General features: G+C 64.1%; 21 protein-coding genes. 9 read left to right on the top strand and 12 right to left on the bottom strand.

What is annotated here, in order from left to right; genetic code table 11:
• Positions 1 to 20 precede the first annotated feature (20 nt).
• Together CYD53_RS11640 and CYD53_RS11635 are read left to right on the top strand one after the other, a co-directional pair.
• Positions 21 to 824: a crotonase/enoyl-CoA hydratase family protein gene (locus tag CYD53_RS11640; RefSeq protein ID WP_103718244.1), complete on the top strand. Its 804-nt coding sequence runs from the start codon at positions 21 to 23 to the stop codon at positions 822 to 824.
• Positions 825 to 875: 51 nt separating this feature from the next.
• Positions 876 to 1,316 carry a DUF1330 domain-containing protein gene (locus CYD53_RS11635; RefSeq protein ID WP_103718243.1) on the top strand — a complete coding sequence of 147 codons (441 nt, stop codon included), beginning with the start codon at positions 876 to 878 and terminating at the stop codon, positions 1,314 to 1,316.
• Between the two features lie 632 nt (positions 1,317 to 1,948).
• Here CYD53_RS11635 and CYD53_RS29920 read toward each other — a convergent pair.
• Positions 1,949 to 2,227 (bottom strand): hypothetical protein, encoded by a 279-nt coding sequence (locus CYD53_RS29920; RefSeq protein ID WP_146055901.1) that lies wholly within the window; start codon positions 2,225 to 2,227, stop codon positions 1,949 to 1,951.
• A 243-nt stretch (positions 2,228 to 2,470) separates the two neighbouring features.
• Between CYD53_RS29920 and CYD53_RS11630 the strand changes: the two genes are divergently transcribed.
• Together CYD53_RS11630 and CYD53_RS11625 are read left to right on the top strand one after the other, a co-directional pair.
• Positions 2,471 to 3,574 carry an ImmA/IrrE family metallo-endopeptidase gene (locus tag CYD53_RS11630; protein ID WP_103718242.1) on the top strand — a complete coding sequence of 368 codons (1,104 nt, stop codon included), beginning with the start codon at positions 2,471 to 2,473 and terminating at the stop codon, positions 3,572 to 3,574.
• Positions 3,571 to 4,038: a PIN domain-containing protein gene (locus CYD53_RS11625; RefSeq protein WP_210202330.1), complete on the top strand. Its 468-nt coding sequence runs from the start codon at positions 3,571 to 3,573 to the stop codon at positions 4,036 to 4,038. The genes CYD53_RS11630 and CYD53_RS11625 overlap by 4 nt, the downstream gene beginning before the upstream one ends.
• 152 nt (positions 4,039 to 4,190) lie before the next feature.
• Here CYD53_RS11625 and CYD53_RS11620 read toward each other — a convergent pair whose 3' ends face one another.
• Complete coding sequence (locus CYD53_RS11620) at positions 4,191 to 7,910, bottom strand: hypothetical protein (protein ID WP_103718241.1); 3,720 nt, start codon at positions 7,908 to 7,910, stop codon at positions 4,191 to 4,193.
• Positions 7,911 to 8,092: 182 nt separating this feature from the next.
• On the bottom strand, positions 8,093 to 8,554 hold the full coding sequence (locus tag CYD53_RS11615; protein ID WP_103718240.1) for a cupin domain-containing protein: 462 nt from the start codon (positions 8,552 to 8,554) through the stop codon (positions 8,093 to 8,095).
• A gap of 116 nt (positions 8,555 to 8,670) precedes the next feature.
• Between CYD53_RS11615 and CYD53_RS11610 the strand changes: the two genes are divergently transcribed.
• On the top strand, positions 8,671 to 10,221 hold the full coding sequence (locus tag CYD53_RS11610) for a winged helix-turn-helix domain-containing tetratricopeptide repeat protein (protein WP_103718239.1): 1,551 nt from the start codon (positions 8,671 to 8,673) through the stop codon (positions 10,219 to 10,221).
• A gap of 147 nt (positions 10,222 to 10,368) precedes the next feature.
• Here CYD53_RS11610 and CYD53_RS11605 read toward each other — a convergent pair whose 3' ends face one another.
• Positions 10,369 to 11,280 (bottom strand): LysR family transcriptional regulator, encoded by a 912-nt coding sequence (locus tag CYD53_RS11605; protein WP_103718238.1) that lies wholly within the window; start codon positions 11,278 to 11,280, stop codon positions 10,369 to 10,371.
• Positions 11,281 to 11,369: 89 nt separating this feature from the next.
• On the opposite strand from CYD53_RS11605, the gene CYD53_RS11600 reads away from it, so the two are divergent.
• Positions 11,370 to 12,401 (top strand): NADP-dependent oxidoreductase, encoded by a 1,032-nt coding sequence (locus CYD53_RS11600; RefSeq protein ID WP_103718318.1) that lies wholly within the window; start codon positions 11,370 to 11,372, stop codon positions 12,399 to 12,401.
• Entirely contained in the window at positions 12,398 to 12,820 is a 423-nt protein-coding gene (locus CYD53_RS11595; RefSeq protein ID WP_103718237.1) for a hypothetical protein, read from the top strand. Before CYD53_RS11600 ends, CYD53_RS11595 begins: the two co-directional genes overlap by 4 nt.
• Before the next feature lie 207 nt (positions 12,821 to 13,027).
• Here the strand turns inward: CYD53_RS11595 and CYD53_RS11590 are convergent, their stop codons facing one another.
• The 7 genes from CYD53_RS11590 to CYD53_RS11560 all read right to left on the bottom strand — a co-directional run bounded on the left by CYD53_RS11590 (position 13,028) and on the right by CYD53_RS11560 (position 20,112).
• Positions 13,028 to 14,083: an NAD(P)H-dependent flavin oxidoreductase gene (locus CYD53_RS11590; protein WP_103718236.1), complete on the bottom strand. Its 1,056-nt coding sequence runs from the start codon at positions 14,081 to 14,083 to the stop codon at positions 13,028 to 13,030.
• Positions 14,084 to 14,224: 141 nt separating this feature from the next.
• Positions 14,225 to 14,455, bottom strand: a complete 231-nt coding sequence (locus CYD53_RS11585; RefSeq protein WP_103718235.1) for a tautomerase family protein — start codon at positions 14,453 to 14,455, stop codon at positions 14,225 to 14,227.
• Between the two features lie 113 nt (positions 14,456 to 14,568).
• Complete coding sequence (locus CYD53_RS11580) at positions 14,569 to 15,279, bottom strand: SDR family NAD(P)-dependent oxidoreductase (RefSeq protein WP_103718317.1); 711 nt, start codon at positions 15,277 to 15,279, stop codon at positions 14,569 to 14,571.
• Between the two features lie 162 nt (positions 15,280 to 15,441).
• The gene (locus CYD53_RS11575; protein ID WP_103718234.1) at positions 15,442 to 16,377 is read right to left on the bottom strand and encodes a LysR family transcriptional regulator; all 936 of its coding nucleotides are present in this window, start codon (positions 16,375 to 16,377) and stop codon (positions 15,442 to 15,444) included.
• 157 nt (positions 16,378 to 16,534) lie between these two features.
• Positions 16,535 to 17,575 (bottom strand): alpha/beta fold hydrolase, encoded by a 1,041-nt coding sequence (locus CYD53_RS11570; RefSeq protein ID WP_103718233.1) that lies wholly within the window; start codon positions 17,573 to 17,575, stop codon positions 16,535 to 16,537.
• A gap of 70 nt (positions 17,576 to 17,645) precedes the next feature.
• Complete coding sequence (locus CYD53_RS11565; protein ID WP_103718232.1) at positions 17,646 to 19,415, bottom strand: redoxin domain-containing protein; 1,770 nt, start codon at positions 19,413 to 19,415, stop codon at positions 17,646 to 17,648.
• A 286-nt stretch (positions 19,416 to 19,701) separates the two neighbouring features.
• Positions 19,702 to 20,112, bottom strand: coding sequence for an organic hydroperoxide resistance protein (locus tag CYD53_RS11560; protein ID WP_103718231.1), 411 nt, complete (start codon positions 20,110 to 20,112; stop codon positions 19,702 to 19,704).
• A 148-nt stretch (positions 20,113 to 20,260) separates the two neighbouring features.
• Here CYD53_RS11560 and CYD53_RS11555 point away from each other — a divergent pair, with 148 nt between their 5' ends.
• Positions 20,261 to 20,716: a MarR family winged helix-turn-helix transcriptional regulator gene (locus tag CYD53_RS11555; protein WP_103718230.1), complete on the top strand. Its 456-nt coding sequence runs from the start codon at positions 20,261 to 20,263 to the stop codon at positions 20,714 to 20,716.
• Positions 20,717 to 20,814: 98 nt separating this feature from the next.
• Here the strand turns inward: CYD53_RS11555 and CYD53_RS11550 are convergent, their stop codons facing one another.
• A complete protein-coding gene (locus CYD53_RS11550; protein WP_103718229.1) occupies positions 20,815 to 22,404 on the bottom strand; it encodes a winged helix-turn-helix domain-containing protein in 1,590 nt (529 codons plus the stop codon).
• A gap of 240 nt (positions 22,405 to 22,644) precedes the next feature.
• On the opposite strand from CYD53_RS11550, the gene CYD53_RS11545 reads away from it, so the two are divergent.
• Positions 22,645 to 23,409, top strand: a complete 765-nt coding sequence (locus CYD53_RS11545; RefSeq protein WP_103718228.1) for an SDR family oxidoreductase — start codon at positions 22,645 to 22,647, stop codon at positions 23,407 to 23,409.
• The last annotated feature ends 78 nt before the right edge of the window (positions 23,410 to 23,487 follow it).

Genomic DNA, 23,487 nt, shown 5'->3' with positions numbered 1-23,487 from the left:
CAAGGGCAGGAACCGCAATCATGACGTCGACGACAGAGCAGCCAGTCCTGATCGACATGGCCGGCAGCATCGCCACCCTCACGCTCAACCGGCCGGCCAAGCTCAACGCGCTGAACTACGCGACGATCGATGCGCTCCAGCGACATCTCGATGCCATCGAGCGGGACGAAGCCGTTCGCATCGTGATCCTGACGGGCGCCGGCGAGAAGGCCTTCAGCGCGGGCGCCGACATTGCCGGCTTCTCGCTCAGCGTCGAGGCCGGCGTGACCACCGCGATGCGGGAATTCGTCGGGCGCGGCCAGGCATTGACCCGGCGCATCGAGAATTTTCCGAAGCCCGTCATCGCCGCGGTGAACGGCCTCGCCTTCGGCGGGGGCTGCGAGATCGTCGAGGCCTGTCCGCTGGCTATTGCCAGCGAACATGCCCGCTTCGCCAAGCCGGAGATCAATCTCGGCTTTCCGCCGACATTTGGCGGAACCCAGCGCCTGCCGCGCCATGTCGGCCGCAAGCGGGCCTTGCAGCTCATCCTGACCGGCGATCCGATCTCGGCCGAGGACGCCGTGCAGATCGGGCTGATCAACGAGATCGTGCCCGCTTCCCGGCTCTTGACGCGGACGCGGCAGCTCGCGGCGACGATCCTCGGAAAATCGGCGGCGGCCGTCAGCGCCTGCCTCGCGAGCGTCACCCGCGGCATCAACCTGTCGATCGACGAAGGTCTGGCCGTCGAAGCCAGCCAGTTTGCGCAATTGGCCCATAGCAGCGACGTGCGCGAGGGCATCAGCGCCTTCCTCGAGCGCCGGCCAGCCCATTTCAGCGGGCGCTGACGGCCGCAGGAACCAAAACCACAACCTCCGATCACCGAGAGGCGATGAACGATGTCGGGCCATGTCGATCTCGAGAAGGCACAGTTCCTGGCGCTTCGCGACAGCGGGCATCAGGGCCCCTTGCATCTGCTCAACCTGATCCGGCTGCGCGAGCGGGCTGACTATCTCGACGGCCGCGAGGTCAGCGGCATCGAAGCCTATCAAAGTTATGGCCGGGCCAGTGAAGCCGTGCTCGCCCGCATCGGCGCGAGAATCGTCTGGGAGGGCCAATTCGAGATGGTGCTGATCGGACCGCAGGCCGAGCATTGGGATCTCTGTTTCGTCGCGGAATATCCCAGCCTGCAGGCCTTCGTCGAACTGATCCGCGATCCAGCCTATCGGGAAGCCGCGCTGCACCGGAAGGCCTCGGCACAGGACACTCGCCTCATCGCACTGCAGCCGCGGCCGGGAGCGACCCGGTTCGGCCAGTTTCTTGAAGAAGCCCGCGGCTGATCGCCGGCATCAGCGCGAACGTAAGCCAATTCGTGATGTTCAAGCTGTGGTCGGCGCTGGCCCTCGGTCCACTCATGGCGCCTCGCCGGCATCGGGAAAGGCCGCTACCGGGCCGTCATCGAGCGAGCAGGAGGATCGGTCGGCGGCCATGTCCGCATGCTGGACGGAGAGCCCTATCGGCCGGCCCAGCCGACGCTCGGCCTGCTCTGCGCGCCCGATGCAGAAAGCTGGCAGGAGATCCGCACGATCCTGCTGAGTTGAGTGGGGGGTATCCAGGTCTCCTGCGGCACCTCGCTGGCATCTGGCAAGGCCGCTACCGGGCCGCCCAGGCCCCGCGCTTCCTGATGGCCGGCGAGATTATCGACAAGGCGAAAGCCTGGCTTGAGGCAAGGCTGTCATCTGAGCCAAGTCTGTCACCGGCATCGTCGCCTCGACGCATGGCGATGACGGCGCCGTCTTCGACAAGAGCGCGATGGGCCAGGAAGGCATCGTTGCTCCCTTTGAGGTCTCATCGGCACAGATTGCGGCAACGGCCCGGGAACGTCGGCTCCTGGCCCGTAGCGGACGCTCGGAATGCCTGCTTATCAGCAAACTGCCGTGGGTCTCGCCGACAGCCTTTGGCCGCCGGCGGCTCAGCCCGTAAATGCGACAAGCACCTGAGAGGCGCCGCCAAGAAAAGCGGTTACGCCGGACCAGAGTGCAGCGCGCGCATTGAGCCGGGCTCCTCGCTCTGCCGCCTGGAGGATGCCGGCTGTCCAGCCGGCTTGTGAAGCCTGCTGGTCCACGGGCTCAAAACGGCTCGCGCCCTGCGCCCATGACGGAATGATTGTTACCCGGCTCGCGGCAAACCAGAGCCATGCAGAAACGCACCCTGCAATGAACGTCAGCCCGGCCATCACCAATGCGATCATCGATGTGGCTCCCCTGCGCGGCTCCGCGATGCGCCCCATGCCCTTGCGCATACTGCCCCCGCAGCAATATGTCCGCTGAAGCTGAAGCCTCAACCAACGGCGCGCTTCTAAAGCTCCAGCACTCGCATAAGATGCCGTCAATGGCGGTCTCGAATCGCCTCGGGGAGAGCAGTTATAGCCAAGCCGTCGCCAGTCGTAGGGCTCACGCCCACCGTCCTGAAATGGGCGCGCGAAAGCGCGAACATGACCACGGCTGACGTGGCAGGGCGGCTGAAAAAGACGACTGACCTCATTGAGGCGTGGGAGGCGGGTGAGGATGCCCCGAGCTACCCTCAGCTAGAGACGCTGGCCTATGACATCTACAAGCGCCCCCTCGCGTTGTTCTTCATGCCGGCCCCACCGGATGAGCCTCGCCCGCGCGCGGAGTTTCGGTCGCTGCCCGACGCCGATCTCAGCCATCTCTCGCGCGACACGACCTTACTCATCAGAAAGGCCCGTGCGTTCCAAGCTGCTCTGATCGAACTCTATGGCGACCGAAGCCCGGCGGCAGCACCGATATGGCGGCAAGCGCGCTTGAACCCCCGTGCCGGTGTGGCTCAGCAGGCCGCTCGTGTTCGCGAGGCGCTTGGCGTTAGCCTGGAGGAGGTTGGGCAGCGGCCGGATGCCGATTCGGCCTTGAAGCTTTGGCGGCGTGCTATCGAGCGCGGTGGCGTGCACATCTTCAAGGACACCTTCAAGCAGCGCGAGTTGTCCGGCTTTTGCCTCTGGCACTCCGAGTTCCCTGTCATCCTCATCAATAACAGCACGACCAAGACGCGGCAGGTATTCAGCCTTGTCCACGAATTGGCCCATGTGCTCTGTGACCGAAGCGGCATCAGCCGATTTGACAGTCGCGGGATTGAGGAGTTGCCGCCAGCGGACCGAGCTATTGAGCGCTTCTGCAATGCGATAGCTGCTGAAATCCTCGTGCCCATGGCCGATTTTGAGATTGCTGCGCGCGGCATTGATCCCGAACGAGCGTCCGATGACCAGTTCGCCGCTCTAGCCGGGCTGTATCATGTCAGCCGGAGTGTGGTGCTTCGCCGCTTTGTCGAGCGTGGTGAAATAGCCATGGACCGATACCTCGTGAAGGATCGGCAATGGGCGGATCAGCAGCGAGACGGAGGCAACGGCGGCAACTACTACGCGACCCAAGGAGCTTATCTCAGCGAGCAATTCCTCCGCGAGGTAGTGTCTCGCTATTCGCGAAGGCTATTGACCAAGACTGAGGCCGCCGATCTGATCGGCGTGAAGCCGAAGAATTTTGAGCAGTTTGAGGAGATGGTGCTGCGAGGTGCGGCGGCGTGATTTACGTCTTCGATACTAGCTCATTCAACGAGTTGAGCCCGCTCATACCCGATGTCTTTCCGACGTTCTGGGCCAAATTTGCGGAAGCGCTGGAAGACGGAGAAATAACCTCGACCCGCGAAGTGCTGCGCGAGATGGCGAATGGACCGCAGCACCATGTTGTTGACTGGTGCAATCAGAATAAGGGTCTGTTCGCCACGCCCGACGCGCGGGAAACGGCCTTCGTCGCGAGAATTCTCGCCGTCCCGCATTTTGGAGGCTTGATCGGCGAAAAGCAGCGTCTTCGCGGAACGCCTGTCGCGGACCCCTTCTTGATCGCTCGGGCTTCTGTCCTCAAGGCCACGGTGGTCAGCGAGGAAAGCGCAAAACCCAACAAGCCGAATATTCCAGCCGTGTGCGGTCATTTCGGCGTGCCTTGCATAAAGCTAAGCGACTTTTTTCGAGCAAAAGGCTGGTCGTTCTAATCTCACCGCGCCTTGCTTCGGTCCTCTTCATTACACCGATGATGCTGGGGGGCGCTCACGTCACAATGTTACGGACCAGCGCCGTCCGTAGGAGCGAGCGCTCCTGAACGTCGGCTTCAGAGAACAGGGACAACGGCAGCTCATGGCGCGCGTTACGCATGTGCGGGAGTTTCAAAAGCCACTTCCAACTGAGCAAAGGCTAATAGTTTCACGTTGTGGCCTATCCGCTCGGCCGCAAAGCTCATCGGGACAGTGTGCGCAAAGACCAGAGCGCCATCGATCTTCGCTTCAGGTAGATGAAGATGGGATTGAAATGCGGTCGTGTTCTCTCGTGCGAGCTCTATCCGTTTAAGATGCTTTCCAAGGAGGTCGTGTCGTCCCTTTTCGTCCATTTTACCCCGAAATTTGTAGAGTTGTTTGGCAATTTCACTGGAAGTCTTGGCGAACTGGAGGTCCTTGCATTCAAGGAGCATGACACGTCCATCAGAATGCCACGCAAGCACATCGATATCGCCGGGATCTTCGGATAACTTGCGGCCAAGAATATGAGAGAACTTCGCGCTTCGTTTTGCCTGCCATCCGAGTTGCTGTAAGCGCGTAACAACCCGCTCCTCAAACTCCGTCGCTTCCTTCGCGACAATGCGCTCTCTCCAGCTTCGCATCTCTTTGGACGCAATCGAACTGAGATCATACTGGCCGTAGTAAAAATTATACAGCTGAATACGAAAGGCGTCCCGGATCATGCCGGGCGCGATCACGACATCTGAACCGGGGGACGGTTCGAGGCGAAGAAGGGGACGCTGTGCGACGGAGAGGCGCCGTCTGAAGCGCCACGGCTGTCGATCCTGATCTGTATAGGGCGGGGGGACGTTCTTCCAGCCGTCTCGCGGTAGGAATTCGAGCGAGGTAATAAATTGCTCGGCGCAGTCGACGCATTCGGAGAGGTGTTGAAGCAATGCCGGTCTAGGCAATATCTCCCATGCCTTTCCGAGCTTGACCATTCGATTTTCTAGCACCTCAAGCGCCGTGCGAAAGTTCCCGAGCGAAATGCCCATTTCCGCTTCCCACGCGGCGGCGAACGACGCGTCAGTTTGACTGGTCGCGTGTTCTTCGGTCAGTGGTTCGGGACTACGCAGCAATTCCGAATAGTCGCGGCGGCTTCTGTCGATCTGCCCGGTAACGAATGACTCTCCAACCGGTGTCACGATGGCCTGGAAGAACGACACATCAATTTGAACCTCACCAGCCGGCGAGATGCGTATTTCGGGGCGCATGCCTTCGTAGCGGATGGCATCGGAGTAGCCGCCGAGATGATGGATCGTCATCGCCAAGGCCATCAGATTGGATAGGTCGAAATCTGCAACCTCGAAGCCGGCGCCTACCGGGCATTCGCACAATGCCGCCTCTAAAATAATCCGGCTCGCTAAGCCGGTGGCATTTGCCTTCTGAATGCTCTTGGAGACTTCTTCGCGGGTTTCCTGAGGGTTGGCCGAAAGGTCGAGAACAGCGCCTGAGGTTCGCTCCCATCGTGCTTTGTCGATAATCGATGCCTCGTGATTTTCCACCACGCGGCGGATCAGGGCGTGTCTCTCGAACTGCTTGAGCTGCTCGCAGAACATCTCCTCTGCGGCAGTAGTGATCGTGTTGAGCACCTTAGTGCATTCATCACGTCCGCGAACCGTACCACCGGGCCGGGGAATCCCATGCCACCCCAATCCTAGTCGCTGGGAGGCATCATCAAACCGACTTATCTCAACGATCTTGCTCGGGACCGAGTCGCGAACATGATCGCGGAAATCCTGCGGCGCGAACGCGTGGAGCTGCCGAGCCTCAGTAGAGGGAACGATTTTGCGCAAAAGCGTGGCAATATCGACCGCCGTGCCCTTTGCGAGCGTAGTAACCTGTTCAAGAAAAACCTCTACCAAGGTGACTTCAGAAATGTTGCCGGGATGCGAAAGCCCGTGGAAGAACGGCAATCCTATTTCCGTGGTAACAACGCGTGCGTCCTGATCGCAGGATGCTCTGATGGCTGTCTTCAGTTCTCCCGCGGGTGGTGGATTGATCTCTTCCTGTCGGATAGCGGGCCAAGCGGGCGCTACAATCTTCCACGTCAGAGAATCCGGGAGGCTCGGCACATGCTCCATCAATATAGGGGCAAGGCGCTCCATCCAGACCATTTGCATTTCAAAAACGGGGTAGAGGTCGGAGCGTTCTTCCAACGGTACCGTTTCAAGCCACCATGTTCGGCTACCCGACCTCCACACTCCACGATAGCGGAGTGATCGGGCATCGAGATGCGAGACATAAACCCGCTGCGTATTCTGCGGCGAACGCCTGCCGCCATCCTTACGGCGGAAAACTAGCACTTTGCCGGCCGGATCGCGTACCGCGTGCTTGTCGAACCGGACATGGTGCTCGGCTCTTAGCCGCAGATGTGCGTTGGTGGGCACCATGAGGGTGGCGCCATCAGCGCCATCCGGCATGGCTTCGTGGGGCACCACGTGGCCATTGTTCTCGTAGGCAAAGCCGATACGCGCCAGAAGTCCGTTGATCGCCATCAATGGAAAACCCATCTGCTCCGCGGCGCCTTCGGCAAGGAGGAACTTCAGCAGTTCGGCAATGTTGAAGTCGTGGCGCCAACCCAGCACATCGAGATCATAGCTGCTTATGCCTTCGGCCAGCCAATACGCCGGGCGATTGAACTCGACCATTTGACTCCGGCCGAAACCGCAAAGAACGACGAGCGAAATTCCGAGTTTGAATCCAGGCTGGGCTTTGGTGTCTGCAGCAGCGCTATCTATTACCTGCTGTAGTTCAGCTCGCATCTTGTCGTCGGATGATCTGGGCCTACTGAAGCCTGTCTCATTGAATTCGGTGAAATCATCGGTCAGCAGGACGAGATGGAACCACAAGCCCGGCTGAAATTCGACGGGCTTAGAGGGAACCACATTGGAATGCCGTTTCATCTCCGTCGGAGGGATGCCGATACGCGAAAGAGCGGGGTTCAAACCAAGTTCTTCGGTTTGGGCGATAAGCAGGCCAGTCCACAGGGCGAATTCTGCACCGACAGTTTGACAGGTCTCAATTACTGTCCGTCGTATGGCCGTAGCGATGGCTGACGGCAGCGCAATCAGGATCTCATCCTGGAAATCGATTAGCGGCTGCCTCTCCAGCCAGCTATCGCCGTAACCACCAAAACCTACATCGCGCCGTGACGGAGGCAGGCAAAACACGCCAAGAGCCCCGCGACTTATGCCAGCGCGCACCAGGTCATCGTCCGAGAAGGTCACACGCGCAGCCAACGTCTTGAGCGTTGGAAGGCCGCTAACCGGCAACGCATCGAGGCCATATTCGTCACCGCAGCAAAAGGCCTCCAACCCTGAGCGAGCGCAGACGAGGTCGGACAGCGTAAGCATGGCGCGGCACGACTGTTTGAGCGCGGCATAGACACCGCGGTCCGGCATATTCTCGGCGGCCGTGAGCATGTGCTGCAAATAATAGCTGTTTGCTTCTGCCAATCCCTCAAGCACGTGGTAATTTCGTCCCTCGAAATATACGCGCCCAACGAACACATCCTCGGCCGGATCCTCCATGTGCGCGAAGGCTTGCCCCAGCTGCTTAAACCAACGGGCGGCGTCCTGTTTGCTCGGCTTCTTCTTTCCAGAGGCGCTGGCGACAATCAGGTGCGCCATTGCCTCAAGCCTGACCGCATTCGCTTGAAGTTTTGGAATTGTAAGCAAACCGCCTGCAGCGGCGATGCTGGCCTTCAAATCATATAGGTAGAAAATCGATCCGAGATTCGCTGTTCGCGACCTTATCTGCTCGGTCAGCATCTGCTGGGTTGCGAACAAATTGTCGGGAATCTCGCGCATGTTATACGTCTAGCGGGATCGCAGGCCATCAACAATAAACTGCTCTGATAGAAACATTGGTCTACGGCGAGCCTACTTCGAAGGTCTGCTGCCGGGCAAACAGCTAAGTTCCGCTTCTGGCGCAAAGCAGTGTCACGCGATCAATGTAGGCGCCGAATCCGGATGCAAGCGCCCCGTCAAGCTCAGGTGCGCGTGGTCAGGGTCGAGAGCTGATCGGTGTCGAAGCGGTTCCGGAGGCCGGCGAGCGCCTCGGGATCGGGAGCTCCCCGCGCGGCGAGCTGCGCAAGTTCCTCGAAATAGTGCTCGTGCCCGGGCGGCGAAACGGTCATCAGCACACGCGCCGGGGTTTCGCTGACATTGGTGATGTTGTGCGGCACGCCCGGCGGGATGAACAGGAAGGTTCCAGGGCTAGCGTGAACGATCTTGCCTTCGACATGCCACTCGCATTCGCCGTCAAGGACATAGAAGGTCTCCTCCTGGACGCGGTGGACATGCAGGCCGGTGGCGAATCCTGCAGGGATCGTCCAGTCGAACATGCTAGTGTACTTCGTGTTCTCGCCGGTAACGAGGAATGCCATGGGATGACCGCGCAGCGTGACCCCATTGTTCTGTCCGGGCATGCGAATGACAGGAGCGGCGCTCATCTGATCCTCCTCTGGCTGGGATTGTGTCCGGCGCAAAATGTTCCCTCTTTGTCGGCGAGTCGCGAATCCGTTCCGAAATTCTTGCGAAAAAATCGCAACCGGTCCCATCTTCGCTCATGCCGAAGACCTTCGTATTTGGCCCGTACCGCCTCGATGCCGCTGCCGGAATCTTATTCCACGGCGCCGAGCCGGTTGCGCTTGGCCAACGGGCGGTCGCACTGCTCGCTTTATTGGTGGAGCGCGAGGGCAAACCGGTCGCGAAAGAGGCCTTGTTCGAGACGGCCTGGCCTGCACAAGCGATCGAGGACAGCAACCTCACGGTTCAGATCGCCGCGATCCGGCGCATCCTCGGCGAGCATCACGGCGGCGCCTGCTGGATCGAGACGCTACCGCGGCGCGGTTATCGCTATATCGGGCCGGCTGTCGCCGTCGATGATCCCGATGCGGCTGTGACCGCCGCATTAACGCAGCTGGCGCTGCCGGACAGGCCATCGATCGCGGTTCTACCGTTCTCCAATTTGAGCGGAGATCTGGAGCAGGATCACGTTGCCGACGGAATGGTCGACGACATCGTCACTGGCCTCGCCCGCATCAAGGGGCTGTTCGTCATCGCGCGCCATTCGACCGCCACCTACAAAGGACGCACACTCGACGTGAAGCAGGTCGGCAGCGAACTCGGTGTACGCTATGTGCTTGAAGGCAGCATTCGCAAGTCCGGCAGCAACGTCCGCGTCAGCGTCCAGATGGTCGATGCCTCGACCGGTGCTCATGTCTGGGCGGAACGCTATGACCGCAGCGCCAGCGATATTTTTGCACTCCAGGACGAGATCGCGTTGTCGGCCGTGGGGGCGATCGCCCCAAGCATCCGGCGTGCCGAAATTGACAGGGTGAAACGCAAGCGCCCCGACAGCCTCGATGCCTATGATCTCGTGCTGAGGGCCCAATTCGACGTCGATTCCGGCATGCCCGAGCGAGTGATCCGAGCGCTTGTATTGCTCGAACGAGCCATCCAGCTCGATCCGGACTATGCGCTGGCGCACGGCAACGCAGCGATGTGCCATCATTGCCTCTTCCTCCGCGCCGGCTGGCAGGAAGCCAACCGCGCAGCCTCGATCCGCCATGCCCGTCTCGCACTGCTCCACGGGCAGGATGACGCGACCGCGCTGACTCTCGCAGGGTTCTCGCTTGGCATGGATGGGCACGATCGCGGCGCAGCTTTCACTGCTTTTGAAGCTGCGCTCGCGATCAGCCCGTCATCCGCACTGACCTACATTCTGGGCAGCGTCTTGCTGGGGTGGGGCGGAGAGGCGGAGCGAGCTATCGCATGGAGTGAGCGGGGTATGCGGCTCAGCCCGTTCGATCCATGGGCCTTCGCCGCCTTCGATGCACAGGCGATGAGCCATCTGCTGCGCGGCCGTTACGATGAAGCCTGCAATGCCGCCTATAAATCCGTGCATGCTAACCCCGCGCACAGCATCACCTATGTGCAGTTAGCGGCCGCGCTGGCCAAGTCAGGACGATTGGAAGACGCAAGATACGCCGCTGCTCGGGTCCTCGAACTTCATCCGACATTCCGCTTCAACCGCCAGTTCGCAGGCGTGAATTGTGCCCCCGCACTTGCTGAGGCTCTTGGTGACGCGCTGCGTTTGGCCGGACTGCCGGGATAACTGGTCACGAGGCTCACACCGGCACAAACAAAGCGCCAACTTGGTCCGTTCGACAGAAGCAAGTGTTCACGGATGTCCGGATTCGGGCAGTCAGCCAATGTCGGCAATTGGCGCATATACGGCTCGATCAGATGGATTTCAGGCTGTTCAGACATGCCTAGAGATATTCTTCAAATGCGTGAGGAACGCGCGGACCGCCGGGTTGATGCCTCGGTTTTCGGGCCAGAGAGCAGTCAGGGCGTGCCGTTGGACAGAGTACTCTGCGAGCACTGGGGCGAGTTCGCCGCGACGCACGTAAGGTGCTGCGATAAAGGCGGCGCAGATGCCGATCCCCCCGCCGGCCACCAGGCATGCCAGCACAGCCTCGCTCGCATCGACGATCACGGATGAGGGTGGGATGATCTCGACCTCTCGCTCGCCGAGGCGGAATGGCCAGCGGAAGGCCTGACCCGAGCTCTTGTAGCGCAGGTTCACGGTTTCATGACTCTCCAGTTCGTCGGGATGACGCGGCACGCCGCGCGCGGCCAGATAGGCCGGAGATGCGAAGGCACAGAGCCGCAGCGGCGTCAGCCGTAGCGAGGAGAGTCTTGAATCGGCAAGGTCTCCGATGCGAACGGCGACATCGATGCCTTGCTCGACAATATCGACGAGGTGGTCGTCGAGCCGAAGGTCGATCGTGACCTGGGGATGGGCTCTTCGGAATGCCGGAAGCGACGGCGCGATCAGATGCAGCCCAATGGGCAGCGAGGCTGCAACTCTCAGAAGTCCAGATGGGTCGCTGCGTACCGCCGTCGCAATCTGCTCGATCTCTTCCACGTCCTGGAGGAGCTTCAGCGCGCGATCGTGGAGTTCGCGACCTTCCGGCGTCAACGTCAACGCCCGAGTCGTCCGGGTGAAGAGCGAGACCCCGAGACGCTTCTCCAGGCGCTGGATGCTCTTGCTGACAGCGGATGGCGACACGCCGAGCGAACGCGCTGCACTGGTGAAGCTCCCCGACGAGCCTGCCCGGGCAAAAGCCAGTAAGCCGGCCAGCCGTTCGAAACCGATCTGTTCCTTCATGGCATCAGTGAAGCGACACCGAGCATGATTATCAACCGCAGATCGGCGCATTAGCTCCTTTTCGAGATTTGCTCTTGAAGGAGATTGCCATGAGCGACGTGATGAAGGCGGTGCGGCTGCATAAGTTCGGCGGCCCGGACGTGCTCGTCTATGAGGACGCGCCGAAGCCGCAGGCGAAGGCGGGCGAGGTGTTGGTTCGTGTCCACGCCATCGGCGTCAATCCTCCCGACTGGTATCTGCGCGAGGGCTACCGGATGCTTCCGCCGGCCTGGCAGCCGGCCATGACGTTGCCGATCATCCCGGGCACCGACATCTCCGGCGTCGTGGAGGCCGTCGGCGACGGCGTGACGTCATTCTCAGCGGGGGATGAGGTCTATGCGATGGTACGCTTTCCCAGCGGCCTCGCCGGCGGAAGTCAGGCCTATGCCCAGTATGTCACCGTGCCCGTCGGAGAGCTCGCGCTGAAGCCAGCCGGGATCGATCATGTGCAGGCGGCCGCCGCTCCCATGTCGCTACTAACGGCGTGGCAATTCCTGATCGCGCAGGGCCATGACGTGCCGAACCCGCTTCAGGCTCGTCAGCATCTCCCGGTGCCGTTGAACGGAAAACGGGTTCTCGTGAACGGTGCCGGCGGTGGCGTCGGCCATTTGCTCGTGCAGTTGGCGAAGTGGCAGGGCGCCCATGTCACCGCGGTTTCCTCCGGCAAACATGAGGCGATGCTCCGCGATTTCGGCGTCGACCTGTTCCTTGATTACAAGGCCGTGGACGTCGAGACTGCTGTGACCGGGCTCGACCTCGTCGTCGATGCGGTCGGCGGCGCAAAGAGCGCACGCTTCCTGAAGACGCTGAAGCGAGGCGGCGCGCTGTTCCCGATCTTCGGCCTCGGCTTCGACGGACATGACGAGGCCGCGCAGCTCGGCGTCACCGTCTCCACCACCCAGGTCAACTCTCATGGAGGCCAGTTGGCCGAGATCGCGCCCTTGCTCAGCGACGGGACGATCCGCGTTGCGATCGACAGCATCTTCACGCTCGCCCAGGCCCGGAAGGCCCATGAGCGTGCCGCCGCCGGCCATCTTCAGGGAAAGATCGTCCTGACCGTCGCGGACGGAGCAGCGGCATGAGCCGGCCGGCGAAATATGTCCAAGGGTCGCCTGGCTGGTTCGACATGATCGGAGCCTTGCTTTGCGAGGCGATCGCCCAGGAAGGACCGGATCCACATCTCGAATGGTCGTTCGTCGAGCGTTATTCGGACGGTTTCGAGCTGGCGCCCGGCTTGATTCAAGGCATTCGCCTCGATATCCGCAGTGGCGAGGCTCGTTACCGCGTCGGTGTCGGGAGAGAAGAAGCCGGCGATGCAACGGTCGACGTGACGTCTGCGACGGCCCGCGAGCTCAACCGGCTCCCCCAAGCAGAGCCCGGCTTCGACCGGATGATGGCTGCCGCGCTTGCTGCAGGCTCGCTTCGGATCGAGGGCGACCTCACCCCGATCGCCGCGGCACTCTCCAAGACCCATGATGAGATCGTCGCTCGAACCGTCTGACTTTTCTTCAGAGCAGCGTTCATCGATCATGTGCGAGAATTGCGATAGTTGGAATGAGGCCAACCGTCCATTTCCTGGCGGACATCGAATGTCCGCTCCTGGCGCCTCGCCGGCATCGGGAAAGGCCGCCGCCGGGCCGTCATCGAGCGAGCGGGACGATCGGCCAGCGGGCCGCGGCCCGGATGCCGGGTCCCACGCACTGCCCCTTCAGACCTCCACGCCCGCGAGCATTCTGGTCAGTGCCGCCGCCGGCATCGGCCGGGCGAGCGGGAAGGATTGCCCGGCCCAGAGCGGGCTGAAATCGTCGCGGCCGGCGGTTTCCGCGGCGCTGCGCAGCGGCCCCAGCATCGTGCCGGCGGTCGGGAAGGGCGGCGCGAGGTCGCTGAGCGGTCCAAGCTCCGCCATGGCGCGGTTGACGATGCCGCGCGCCGGCCGGCCGGTGAACAGGTTGGTGAGCGCGGTCGGCCGCTCGCCCATGCCGAGCGCCTTGCGGTAGACCGGCGAGATCTTCGCCTCGGGCGTGAACAGATAGGCCGTGCCAACCTGAACGGCGGCGGCGCCGAGCGCAAAGGCGGCGATGACGCCGCGCCGGTCGGAAATGCCGCCGGCCGCGATCACCGGGACGGAGACGGCGTCGACGACCTGCGGCACCAGCGCGAAGGTGCCGATCTGCTCAGACATCTCATCGGTCAGGAAGCTGCCGCGATGGCCGCCGGCCTCGGCGCCCATGGCGATGATGGCATCGACGCCGCGCTCAGCGAGCCAGCGCGCCTCGGCGACCGTGGTCGCGGAGGAGAGGATCTTCGCTCCTGTGCGCTTCACGCGCGCGAGCAGATCGGCCGGGGGCAGCCCGAAATGGAAGCTGACCACCTCCGGCCTGTAATCCTCGACCACGCCTGCCGCCACCGCGTCGAACGGGTTGCGCCCCGTGGCGGGCTTGGGCATGTCGGGGTCGAGCCCGGCCTCGCCATAATAGCCGGCGAGGCGCTTCAGCCAGGCGGCCTGGCGCCCGGGATCATTGGCCGGATTGCTGTGGCTGAAGAAATTGAGATTGATCGGACGGCGCGTGCCGGCCCGCACCCGGTCCAGCGCCGCCCGCAGCCCGGTTTCGTCATATTGGGCGCTCGGCAGGGAGCCGAGCCCGCCGGCCTCGCTGACAGCAATGGCCATCTCCGGCGTCGAGGAGCCCGCCATCGGCGCCTGGATGATCGGAAGCTCGACGCCGAGAAGCGCGAGCAGTCGGGTCTGGCTTGACGTGGTCATGGCGGTTTCCCTCAACGCTGTATCGTAGAGATGGTGGGGTCGGGAGGTCGGCGAGACCAGAGCGTTCCTTGCGTTTCTCCGAAGCGCGGAAATGCTCCAGCTCCCTGGTTTCATCGCATGGTCTTGAGCGAACCGGTGTCTCTAGCTCGCGGCGCGCCGCTTGCGGTATTCGGGCACGGGCAGGCCGCCCCAGCCCCAGTTTTCGAGCTCCACCTCCTCGATCACGACGAAGGTCGCGTCGAGCGGCTTGTGCAGCACATCGAGCAGGAGCTGGCTGACGCCGGCGATGAGCTGCGCCTTCTCCTCGGGCGTAACCGAGCTGCGTCCGGGCCCGGAGCCCTCCCGCGTGACCTGGATGGTGACGATCGGCATGGTGTCCCTCCTTAGAGTATTTCCGCCTTTCTCCGAAACGCGGAAATACTCTATCCTCTTGTTTTAACGCGTTTTCTTCGCGCGAACCGGTATCCACTTCGCTTGAAAACGCTTTAGTGCCCGGCGCTCTGGCCGCCATCGATATGCAGGATCTCGCCGGTGACGAAGCCCGCGCTCTCCAGGAACAGCACGGCCTCGACGATGTCGCGGATCTCGCCCATCCGCTTCACCGGGTGGAGCGCGGCGAGGAATTCATGCGTCTGCGGCGGATGCATCGGCGTCTTGATCACGCCCGGCGAGACGGCGTTCACGCGGATGCCCCGCCCGGCATATTCGATGGCGAGCGCCTTGGTCGCCGAATTGATGCCGCCCTTGGTCAGATTGGCAAGGACGGTAGGGACGCCTGCGATCGCATGGTCGGTCAGGCTCGTGGTGATGCTGACGATATGGCCGGAGCCCTGCTGCAGCATCGCGCCCGCGGCCCGCTGCGTGATGTGGAAGAAGCCGGCGAGGTTGGTTGCGATCTTGCTCTCGAAATCGGCGGCGGTGTAGTCGGTGAAGGGTTTTGCGATGAAGACGCCGGCATTGTTCACCAGCGTGTCGATCCGCCCAAAGCGCGCGAGCGCCTCGCTGATGACCGCCTCGGCCGTCGCCGGATCGGCGATCTCGCCGGGAACGGCGAGAATGTCGGGGTCGCTGCCCTGTTTGATCGAGCGCGACGTCGCCACGACGCGATAATTGCGGTCGCGAAATCCCTTCACCAGCGCAGCCCCGATGCCCTGGGACGCGCCGGTGACGATAGCCACCTTCCGTTCGTTGCTCATGATGATCCTCATCGCTTCGACAGCGAGCGGAATGGCCGCTGCCGGGCCCGTCTGGCCTGGTGAGGATCATTTTGGCGATTTCGCGGATCGGCTGAATACCCGTCATTCGGCAGACATTCTTCCGTCAAACGGAAGAATGTCTCTCGTCAGCCAGCTTTCTTGTCAGCCATGCATCGCGCTCGACTCGGCCGAGAGCCGGGCGAAGTCGGCGCGCAGCCGTGGCACCGCGAAGTCCAGGAAGGCACGGACCTTGGGAACCAAGGAGCGGCCCTGCGGCAGCACCAGATTGACCGGGCGGGCCGGCGGCTCGGCGTCTCGCAGGAGCAGGGTGAGCGAGCCGTCCTGCACGCGCTCGGCGACATGATAGGAAAGCAGGCGCGTGACGCCGAGCCCGCCGACCGCAGCGCCCAGCGCCGCCCTGACGCTGTTGACCGTCAGCCTTGGCTTGAACGGGATGGAGCGGGGGATGGAGCCGCCCTTCACAGGCGGAAAGACCCAGGCCTCGCGCCCGAAATCGGTGCAGGCGATGATGCTGTGCCTGGTCAGGTCGGCGGGCTCGTCGATCCGGGGATGCTGGCTGAGATAACGCGGCGAGGCGACGATGACCGGCCTGACGTCTCCGCCGATGCGGATCGCCGTCATCGCGGAATCCGGCAGCTCCAGGATGCGCAGCGCGATGTCGATGCCTTCCTCGACCAGGTTGGCGCTGCGCGCGAGCAGGACGAGATTGACCGAGACGGCGGGGAAGGCCTCGATATAGGCGTCGATGATCGGGCGCAGGATCTCCTCGCCGCTGATCGGCGGCGCCGTGATGGTGAGGGTGCCGTGGGGCGCGACGCGCTCGTCCGCTCCCACGGCCTCGGCCTCCTGCAATTCGGCGAGGACGCGCCGGCAGGCCGCGGCATAGCGCTCGCCGATCTCGCTGAGCCTGCTCGCCCGGGTGGTCCGGTGCAGCAGCGTGGCGCCGACCTGCTGCTCGAGGAAGGCGACCGCCCGGCTGACCGCCGCCGGGGAGCGGCCGAGCTGGCGGCCCGCACCGGCGAGGCTTCCTTCATCGAGGGCGGCGATGAACACCCTCATCGCATCGATGCGATCCATGCACGCCCCAGCGTATTTCCGCGTTTCTCCGAAACGCGGAAATACGCTACCTCCTTGCTTTTATCGCATTTTCTTCACGCGAACCGGTGTCCACTTCGCTCGAAAATGCTCTGGCACCCCTGCGAGGCGCTTAAACTCGGTCATTCCCCGACCGGGTTCAAGCGCGATCGACCGCGATGATCGCCTCCGCGAAGGCTGCCGGCGCCTCCTGCGGCAGGTTGTGGCCGATCCCGCCGGAGAGGGTCCTGTGCTGATACCAGCCCGAGAACTTCCCGGCATAGGCCGCCGGGGCCGGGTGCGGGGCGCCGTTGGCGTCGCCTTCCAGCGTGATGGTCGGCACGGCGATCATGGGAGCCTGGGCGAGGCGCTGCTCGAGATCGTCATAGCGGGCTTCGCCCTCCGCCAGGCCGAGCCGCCAGCGGTAGTTGTGGATCGTAATCGCGACGTGATCGGGATTGTCGAGGGAGGCTGCGCTGCGCGCGAAGGTGGCGTCGTCGAAGGCCCAGCGCGGCGACGCGGTCTGCCAGATCAATCGCGCGAAATCATGCGTGTTCTGCTGATAGCCGAGCCGGCCGCGCTCGGTCGCGAAATAATACTGGTACCACCAGTCCTGCTCGGCCTTGGGCGGCAGCGGCATCCGGTTGGCGCTCTGGCTGCCGATCAGATAGCCGCTGACCGAAACCATCGCCTTGACGCGCTGCGGCCAGAGCGCGGCGACGATGTTGGCCGTGCGGGCGCCCCAATCATAGCCGCCGAGCACGGCCTTCTCGATCTTGAGTGCGTCCATCAGCGCGATCACGTCGACGGCGAGCGCCGCTTGCTGTCCGTTCCGCGGCGTCGCATCCGAGAGGAACCGGGTCGTGCCGTAGCCGCGCAGATGCGGCACGATCACCCGGTAGCCCCTGGCCGTCAGCAAGGGCACGACATCAATGTAGCTGTGGATGTCGTAGGGCCAGCCATGCAGCAGGATGACGACCGGGCCGTCGCTCGGGCCGGCGTCGACATGGCCGATCGTGAGGACCCCGGCCTCGATCTGCTTGAGGGCGGGGAAGCCGGAGGCGCCGCGTGGCGCGGCCGCCGGCTGGGCCATGGCCGGGCTGATCGGGCCAAGCTGCGTGGCGGCCAGCGCAGCGGCCACGCTTGCCAGCAGGCGGCGGCGGTTGTGGTCGACGGGTTCAGCGGAGCGGGGAGGCTGCATTGTCATTCTCCTGGGATTGTCTTGCTGGGATTGTCCGGTTGTCTTGAGAGCCTGCGCCGGGGCGACGTTCTCAGCCGAAGGTGAAGGCGTAGGCGCGCACGCCCGGGTCGAGGAACTCGATCTCGACCGTCCGCTCCGCGACCGGGCCGGCCTGGCGCACGAGCTGGTAGAGCCGCCCGTCGCGGATGGTGCCAAAACCCTGCTCGTCGATGTCCGAGCCGTGGCTTGCTCCTGGCGCTGCGCCGTCGATCCTGACGCGAAACCGGACCGGGCGGTCGGGCGAGCCCGGAACCAGCACGAGATGCAGGTCGCGGGCATGGACGCGGTAGCGCAAACCACCTCCGGCCTGGTTCAGCGCGGCGAATTCGGGGCCGACCGTCCAGTTGCCCGACAGGCTCCAGAAATTCGCCGGCAGCGTGGCGGGGTGCCGGTATTCGCGCGGCTCGTCGGGGGTGAGCGAGCCCGCCGAGGCGAAGCGCTCGGCCTTGTCATGGCCGAGATAAGTTTCAGGCGAACGCAGATTGCTCCAATCCGCTTGCTTCTGGGTGCCCTGGCCATCGACCGGCTGGCTGGCGCCGGCGGTGCCGGTCGCATTGGCCTCGGTCAGCAGGCGCCGGATGACTTGCTCGGACTGGTCGTAGCGGCCTTCGCCGGTCGCCTGATGGCGGATGCGGCCGTCGCTGCCGACGATATGGATGCCCGGCCAGCCGCTATTGCCGAAAGCCCGCCAGATGCGGAAATCATTGTCGAGCACGACCGGATAACCCAGGCCGAGCGACAGGCTGGCCCGGGCGACATTGTCGCGGTCCCGCTCGAAGGCGAATTCCGGCGCGTGGACGCCGATGACGACGAGGCCCTGATCCTTGTACCTGTCCGCCCAGGCCTTCAGATGCGGCAGCGCGCGCAGGCAGTTGATGCAGGAATAGGTCCAGAAACTGACGACGACGACCTTGCCGCGCAGCGCCTCAGTGCGCAGCGGCGGCGAATTGATCCAGCCTTGCCTGTCGAGCAGTGCAGCCAGTGGGCCCGCGAGAGGAGCCGACACTGTATCGGGGACGGCGGCGCCGGCGGATTGCCCGAAGCTGCCAACGACATGTGCGATGCTTGTCATCAGCGTGTTCTCCAGCTTGGCGGTCTGCTCGGCCGAGAGGCGCTGCAGCAGGCTGGTGTCGAGGCCGAGCGCCAGCAGTGCCACGCTGCCGATGACCATGGCCCCAGTGAGCCGGCGCGCCCGCTCGACCCAGGGCAGCGATGGCCGCAGGCGGGCGAGAAGTTGCCGCCCGGCGAGCATGGCGGCGGCGAGCGATGTGGCAGCGCCGAGGCCATAGGCGAGCAGCAGCGCGCTGGTCTGCGGACCGGGCCCGCTCAGCGCCGCGCCGGAGAGGATCAGCCCAAGCACCGGGCCCGCGCAGGGCGTCCAGAGCAGTCCGGTGGCCACGCCGAGGACGACCGAGGAGAGCATGCCCGCCCGTCCGCCCTGCGCCCGCCCTCTCTGTGTCCATGCCGCCAGCCGCGATCCAGCCCCCACCAGCGGCGAGGAGAGGCGGGTGGCGAGCGCTGGAAAGACCAGGCTGAGACCGAAGCCGGCGAGCAGGACCAGGGCGACGGCGCGCCCGAAGCGGTTCGCCTGGACAGCCCAGCCCCCGGCGACCGCCGCCAGGCTCGCCACCGCGGCGAATGCGAGAGCCAGACCCAGCAGCATCGGCAAGGCATTATGGAGGAAGGACTGGCGGTGGAAGGACCGGTTCGCCTGCGCCAGGACGAACGGCACGACCGGGAGGATGCAGGGCGAGAGGATCGTCAGCACGCCTGCGAGATAGGCCGGGATGAAAAGGGACATCGATGCCCTCTTTCTCAAAGCTAGATTGGAAACTCGCTGAGCCCTCATCCTGAGGAGCGCTCCGCAGGAGCGCGTCTCGAAGGATGCTCCAGCGGGTTCCGGAGCCTCCTGGAGCATCCTTCGAGACGCCGCTGACGCGGCTCCTCAGGATGAGGGCTCGAATGTCCAACGGGGTTTCGGTGCAAGGCTTGCGTCGGCGTGGCGTGGAAGCCAAGGCCGGGCGGCCGCACTCTTGTCGCGTGTCCTTGTCGCGATGGCGGTGCGGCCGCCGGAGCCGTGCAGCGGGTCAGGCGATGGTGGTCTCCACCTCGATATTGCCGCGCGTGGCCTTGGAATAGGGGCAGGTCTGGTGCGCGGCTTCGACCAGCGACTGGGCGGTCTCGCGCGCGATGCCGGGCAGGCTGATGTTAAGCCGGGCGCGCAGGAAATAGGCCCCGTCGGTGTTGGCGAGATCGATCTCGGCATCGACGGCGGTGTCGGCGGGAAGCCGGATCTTGTGTGCGCCGGCGGCAAGGCCGAGCGCGCCGATGAAGCAGGCGGACCAGCCGGCGGCGAAGAGCTGCTCGGGATTGGTGCCGGCGCCCGACGAGCCGGGCGAGGAGAGGGCGATGTCGAGGCGCCCGTCCGAGCTGCGAGCGGCGCCTTCACGCCCGCCGGTGGTGTGGGTCTTGGCGGTATAGAGGACCTTGGTGGTCATGGCGGTGTTCTTTCGATTTGCATCGTATCCGCGTCAATCGGATACGATGCAAATGGGCGGTGCATCCCGGATTGTCAACCCCCTTCCGATTTAATCGCATGCGATCTATATTGCTCCTGTCCGGCCCAGGCCGAAGCGGGAGACGTCCATGACCACATCGAAGGCTGCCGGCCCTGCAACGCCCAAGCTCGCCGATTTCATGTGCTTTGCGGTCTACTCGGCCAACCTCGCCTATGGCCGGGCCTATAAGCCGATCCTCGAGGCGCTCGGCCTCACCTACACCCAGTGGATTGCGATCGTGGCGCTGTGGGAGGAGGACAACCAGACCGTCAAGAGCCTGGGCGAGAAGCTGTTCCTCGAGTCGAACACGCTGACGCCGATGCTCAAGAAGCTCGAGGAGCTCGGCTATCTGCGCCGCCGGCGCGACCCCGGCGATGAGCGCCAGGTCATCGTCAGCCTGACCGAGGAGGGGCGCCGCCTGCGCGAGAAGGGGGCGCAGAGGACCTTGGTCAAGGCGACCGGCATGGAGGCCGATGAGTTTGCGGGGACGCAGAAGGCGGTGGTCAAGCTCCGCGACAATCTGATCAAGCACGCGCAGGCGTGACGGCTCGCCTCCGGCAGGGGGCAGGCAGCGATCGCAGGCAGCTATCGGAACTGGCAAGCTGCCTCTCGAAAAATGCGATGTCTCGGCAAGGGTTCGGGTTACTCGAGCAGCCCGGCGAGCCGCAACCCGTCCGCGAAGCGCGCCAGGTCGTCCGGGCGATGGATCGGAAGCCAGTCCCTGAGTTTGGCGATGCGCATGGATGGATCGAGCGCATGCAGGCGTTCCATGGCCTGCCTCGCCTCGTCGGGGCGCCCGGCGAGCGCGTGACTTGCGGCCATCAATGCGGCAGCGACGAGGAGGCTGGGGAGATTCCCGGCGGCTTTCTCGGCCCAGGCCGCGGCGGAATCGAAGTCTCCCGCGACGAAATGCGCCAGCGACATGCCGAGCTGCACCCTGAACATTTCGGGATCCAGCGGGCTCAGGCGGGCAGCGTGCGCGAAATGCTCGAGAGCTGAAGCCGGTTCGCCGTTGAAGGCGCGCAGGAAGCCGCCGAGGAACCAGGCGGGGGCGAGGTTCGGATTGAGGAGCACCGCCCTGTCGATGAGCGCGATACCGCCGTCGAGATCGCCCGTAAAATGGCCAAGCGCATGTCCGGCCCGCGTCAGGGCGACCGCATCGTCCCGGCCGAGCTCGACCGCCAGTCGCGCCAGCCGCACGCCCTCAGTGATGTCCTGGGGATGATCGACCATCCAGCCATTCACCTTGCGCCACACATGGCACCAGGCCGCCATGCCATAGGCGGAGGCGAAGTCCGGATCGAGCTCGATGGCCTTGTAGAAGAGCGGCAGCGCCGCCTCGATGGCCTCCCTGGTGCCGGAGTGCAGCTTCGCAGTGCCACGCAGGTAATAGTCGTAGGCGTCGAGGCTCTCCGTCGGCTTGCGCTTGGCGCGTTCGATCTCCGCGCGTTCAAGCTGCGGTGCGATCGCGCCGACGACGCTTTCGGCGATCCGGTCCTGCAATTCGAAAATGTCGTCGAGCAGGCCCTCGAAACGCTCCGCCCAGAGATGCGTCCCGGTGGCGGCATCGATGAGCTGCCCGGTGATGCGCACCTTGCTTCCGGATTTGCGGACGCTGCCTTCCAGGACGTAGCGCACGCCGAGCTCCCGGCCGATCTCCTTCACATCCACCGCACGGCCCTTGAAGGCGAAGCTTGAATTGCGCGCGATGACGAACAGCCAGCGGATGCGGGACAGGGCGGCGATGATGTCCTCCACAACGCCGTCGGCGAAATACTCCTGTTCGGGATCGCCGCTCAGGTTCTGGAACGGCAGGACGGTGATGGCGGGCTTGTCCGGCGGGAGCGGCACTGAGCGCAGTTCCGTCGACGGGCTTGCGGCCCGCTCGGGGGCGCCCGATCCGATCGGCTGTCGCGCTTCCCCGGCCTGCTCGACCTCGCCGACGAAGCGGAAACCCTTGCGGGCGATCGTCCGGACGAGGCGCTGCTCGTCGCCCTTGTCGCCGATGGCCTTCCTGACCGCGTTGATGTGGCTGGTGATCGTGGATTCGGAGACGATCCGGCCGCCCCACACCGCCTGCAGCAGCTCGTCCTTGCTGACGACGCGGTCGCGGTTCCCAATCAGATGCAGCAGCAGGTCGAAGACCTGCGGCCCGACCGTTACGACCTGCGCGCCCAGGGTCAGCTCCCGGCGCTCGGGATCGAGCCGGTAATCTCCAAACGCGAATTGCACGTCGGTCGTCCCTTGGCCGAATGCCGTCGTTTCACTGACCGAGGCGGTTGGTCGAGAACAGTCCGAGACTGACAGAAGCGCCCTGGCTCGCCCTTCTGCCGCAAGGCGCGGTCTTGGACAAGAAAGCAAGCGTCCTTGAAGGGCAATTCAAGCCCGCCGCAAGGACTTCCCGCAGGCGGCCGGGCACTCTCACGCCATGTCGACGGCAATGGTTGCGGTCGAAGGAAGGGGAGAAAGTCCATGAAGATCGTCGTCATCGGCGGCACCGGCCTCATCGGGTCGAAGCTCGTGCAGAATCTCGGAGCGCGCGGCCATCAGGCGTTTGCGGCGGCGCCGAGCACCGGCGTGAACACCATCACCCGCGAGGGTCTGGCAGAGGCGCTCGATGGCGCCGACGTCGTCGTCGATGTGGCGAACGCGCCCGTCTGGGAAGACAAGGCCGTCCTCGACTTCTTCGAGACGTCGGGCCGCAACCTGCTCGCCGCGGAAGCGGCTGCCGGCGTGCGCCACCATGTCGCCCTCTCGATCGTCGGCAGCGAGCGGCTTCCCGACAACGGCTATTTCCGGGCGAAGGTCGCCCAGGAAAACCTGATCAAGGCGTCCGGCATCCCCTACACCATCCTGCGCGCCACGCAGTTCTTCGAGTTCGTCGGCGCCATCGCCCAGTCGGCCACCGTCGGCGAGGAGATTCGCCTGTCTCCGGCCCTGATCCAGCCGATCGCATCGAGCGATGTGGCGGCGGCGCTCACCGATGTCGCGCTCGCTCCCCCAGTCAACGGCACGGTCGAAGTCGCCGGTCCCGAAGCCATGCCGCTCGACGAGCTGGTCCGGCGCTTCCTGCAAGGGACGCAGGATGCGCGCAAGGTGGTTCCGGACATCCACGCGCGCTATTACGGCGCCGTCCTCTCCGATCGCTCGCTTACGCCGGGCGTGAATCCGCGCATCGGCGCGATCCGCTTCGAGGACTGGCTCGGCCAGTCCAGGGCGCAGCAGGCCGGAGGTTGATCGGCAACGAGAGCTCGCCACGGCGACGGGCTCCCCGTCGCCGGGCGCTGATCGCAGTCATCGGCATTCAACGGGAAT

Origin of the sequence: Allobosea psychrotolerans (genome assembly GCF_002917105.1) — a bacterium.
In the GTDB taxonomy this organism is placed as follows: Bacteria; Pseudomonadota; Alphaproteobacteria; order Rhizobiales; family Beijerinckiaceae; genus Allobosea; species Allobosea psychrotolerans.
Note: the sequence above shows the minus strand (reverse complement) of the source record. Positions and strands in the feature narration are given on the sequence as shown.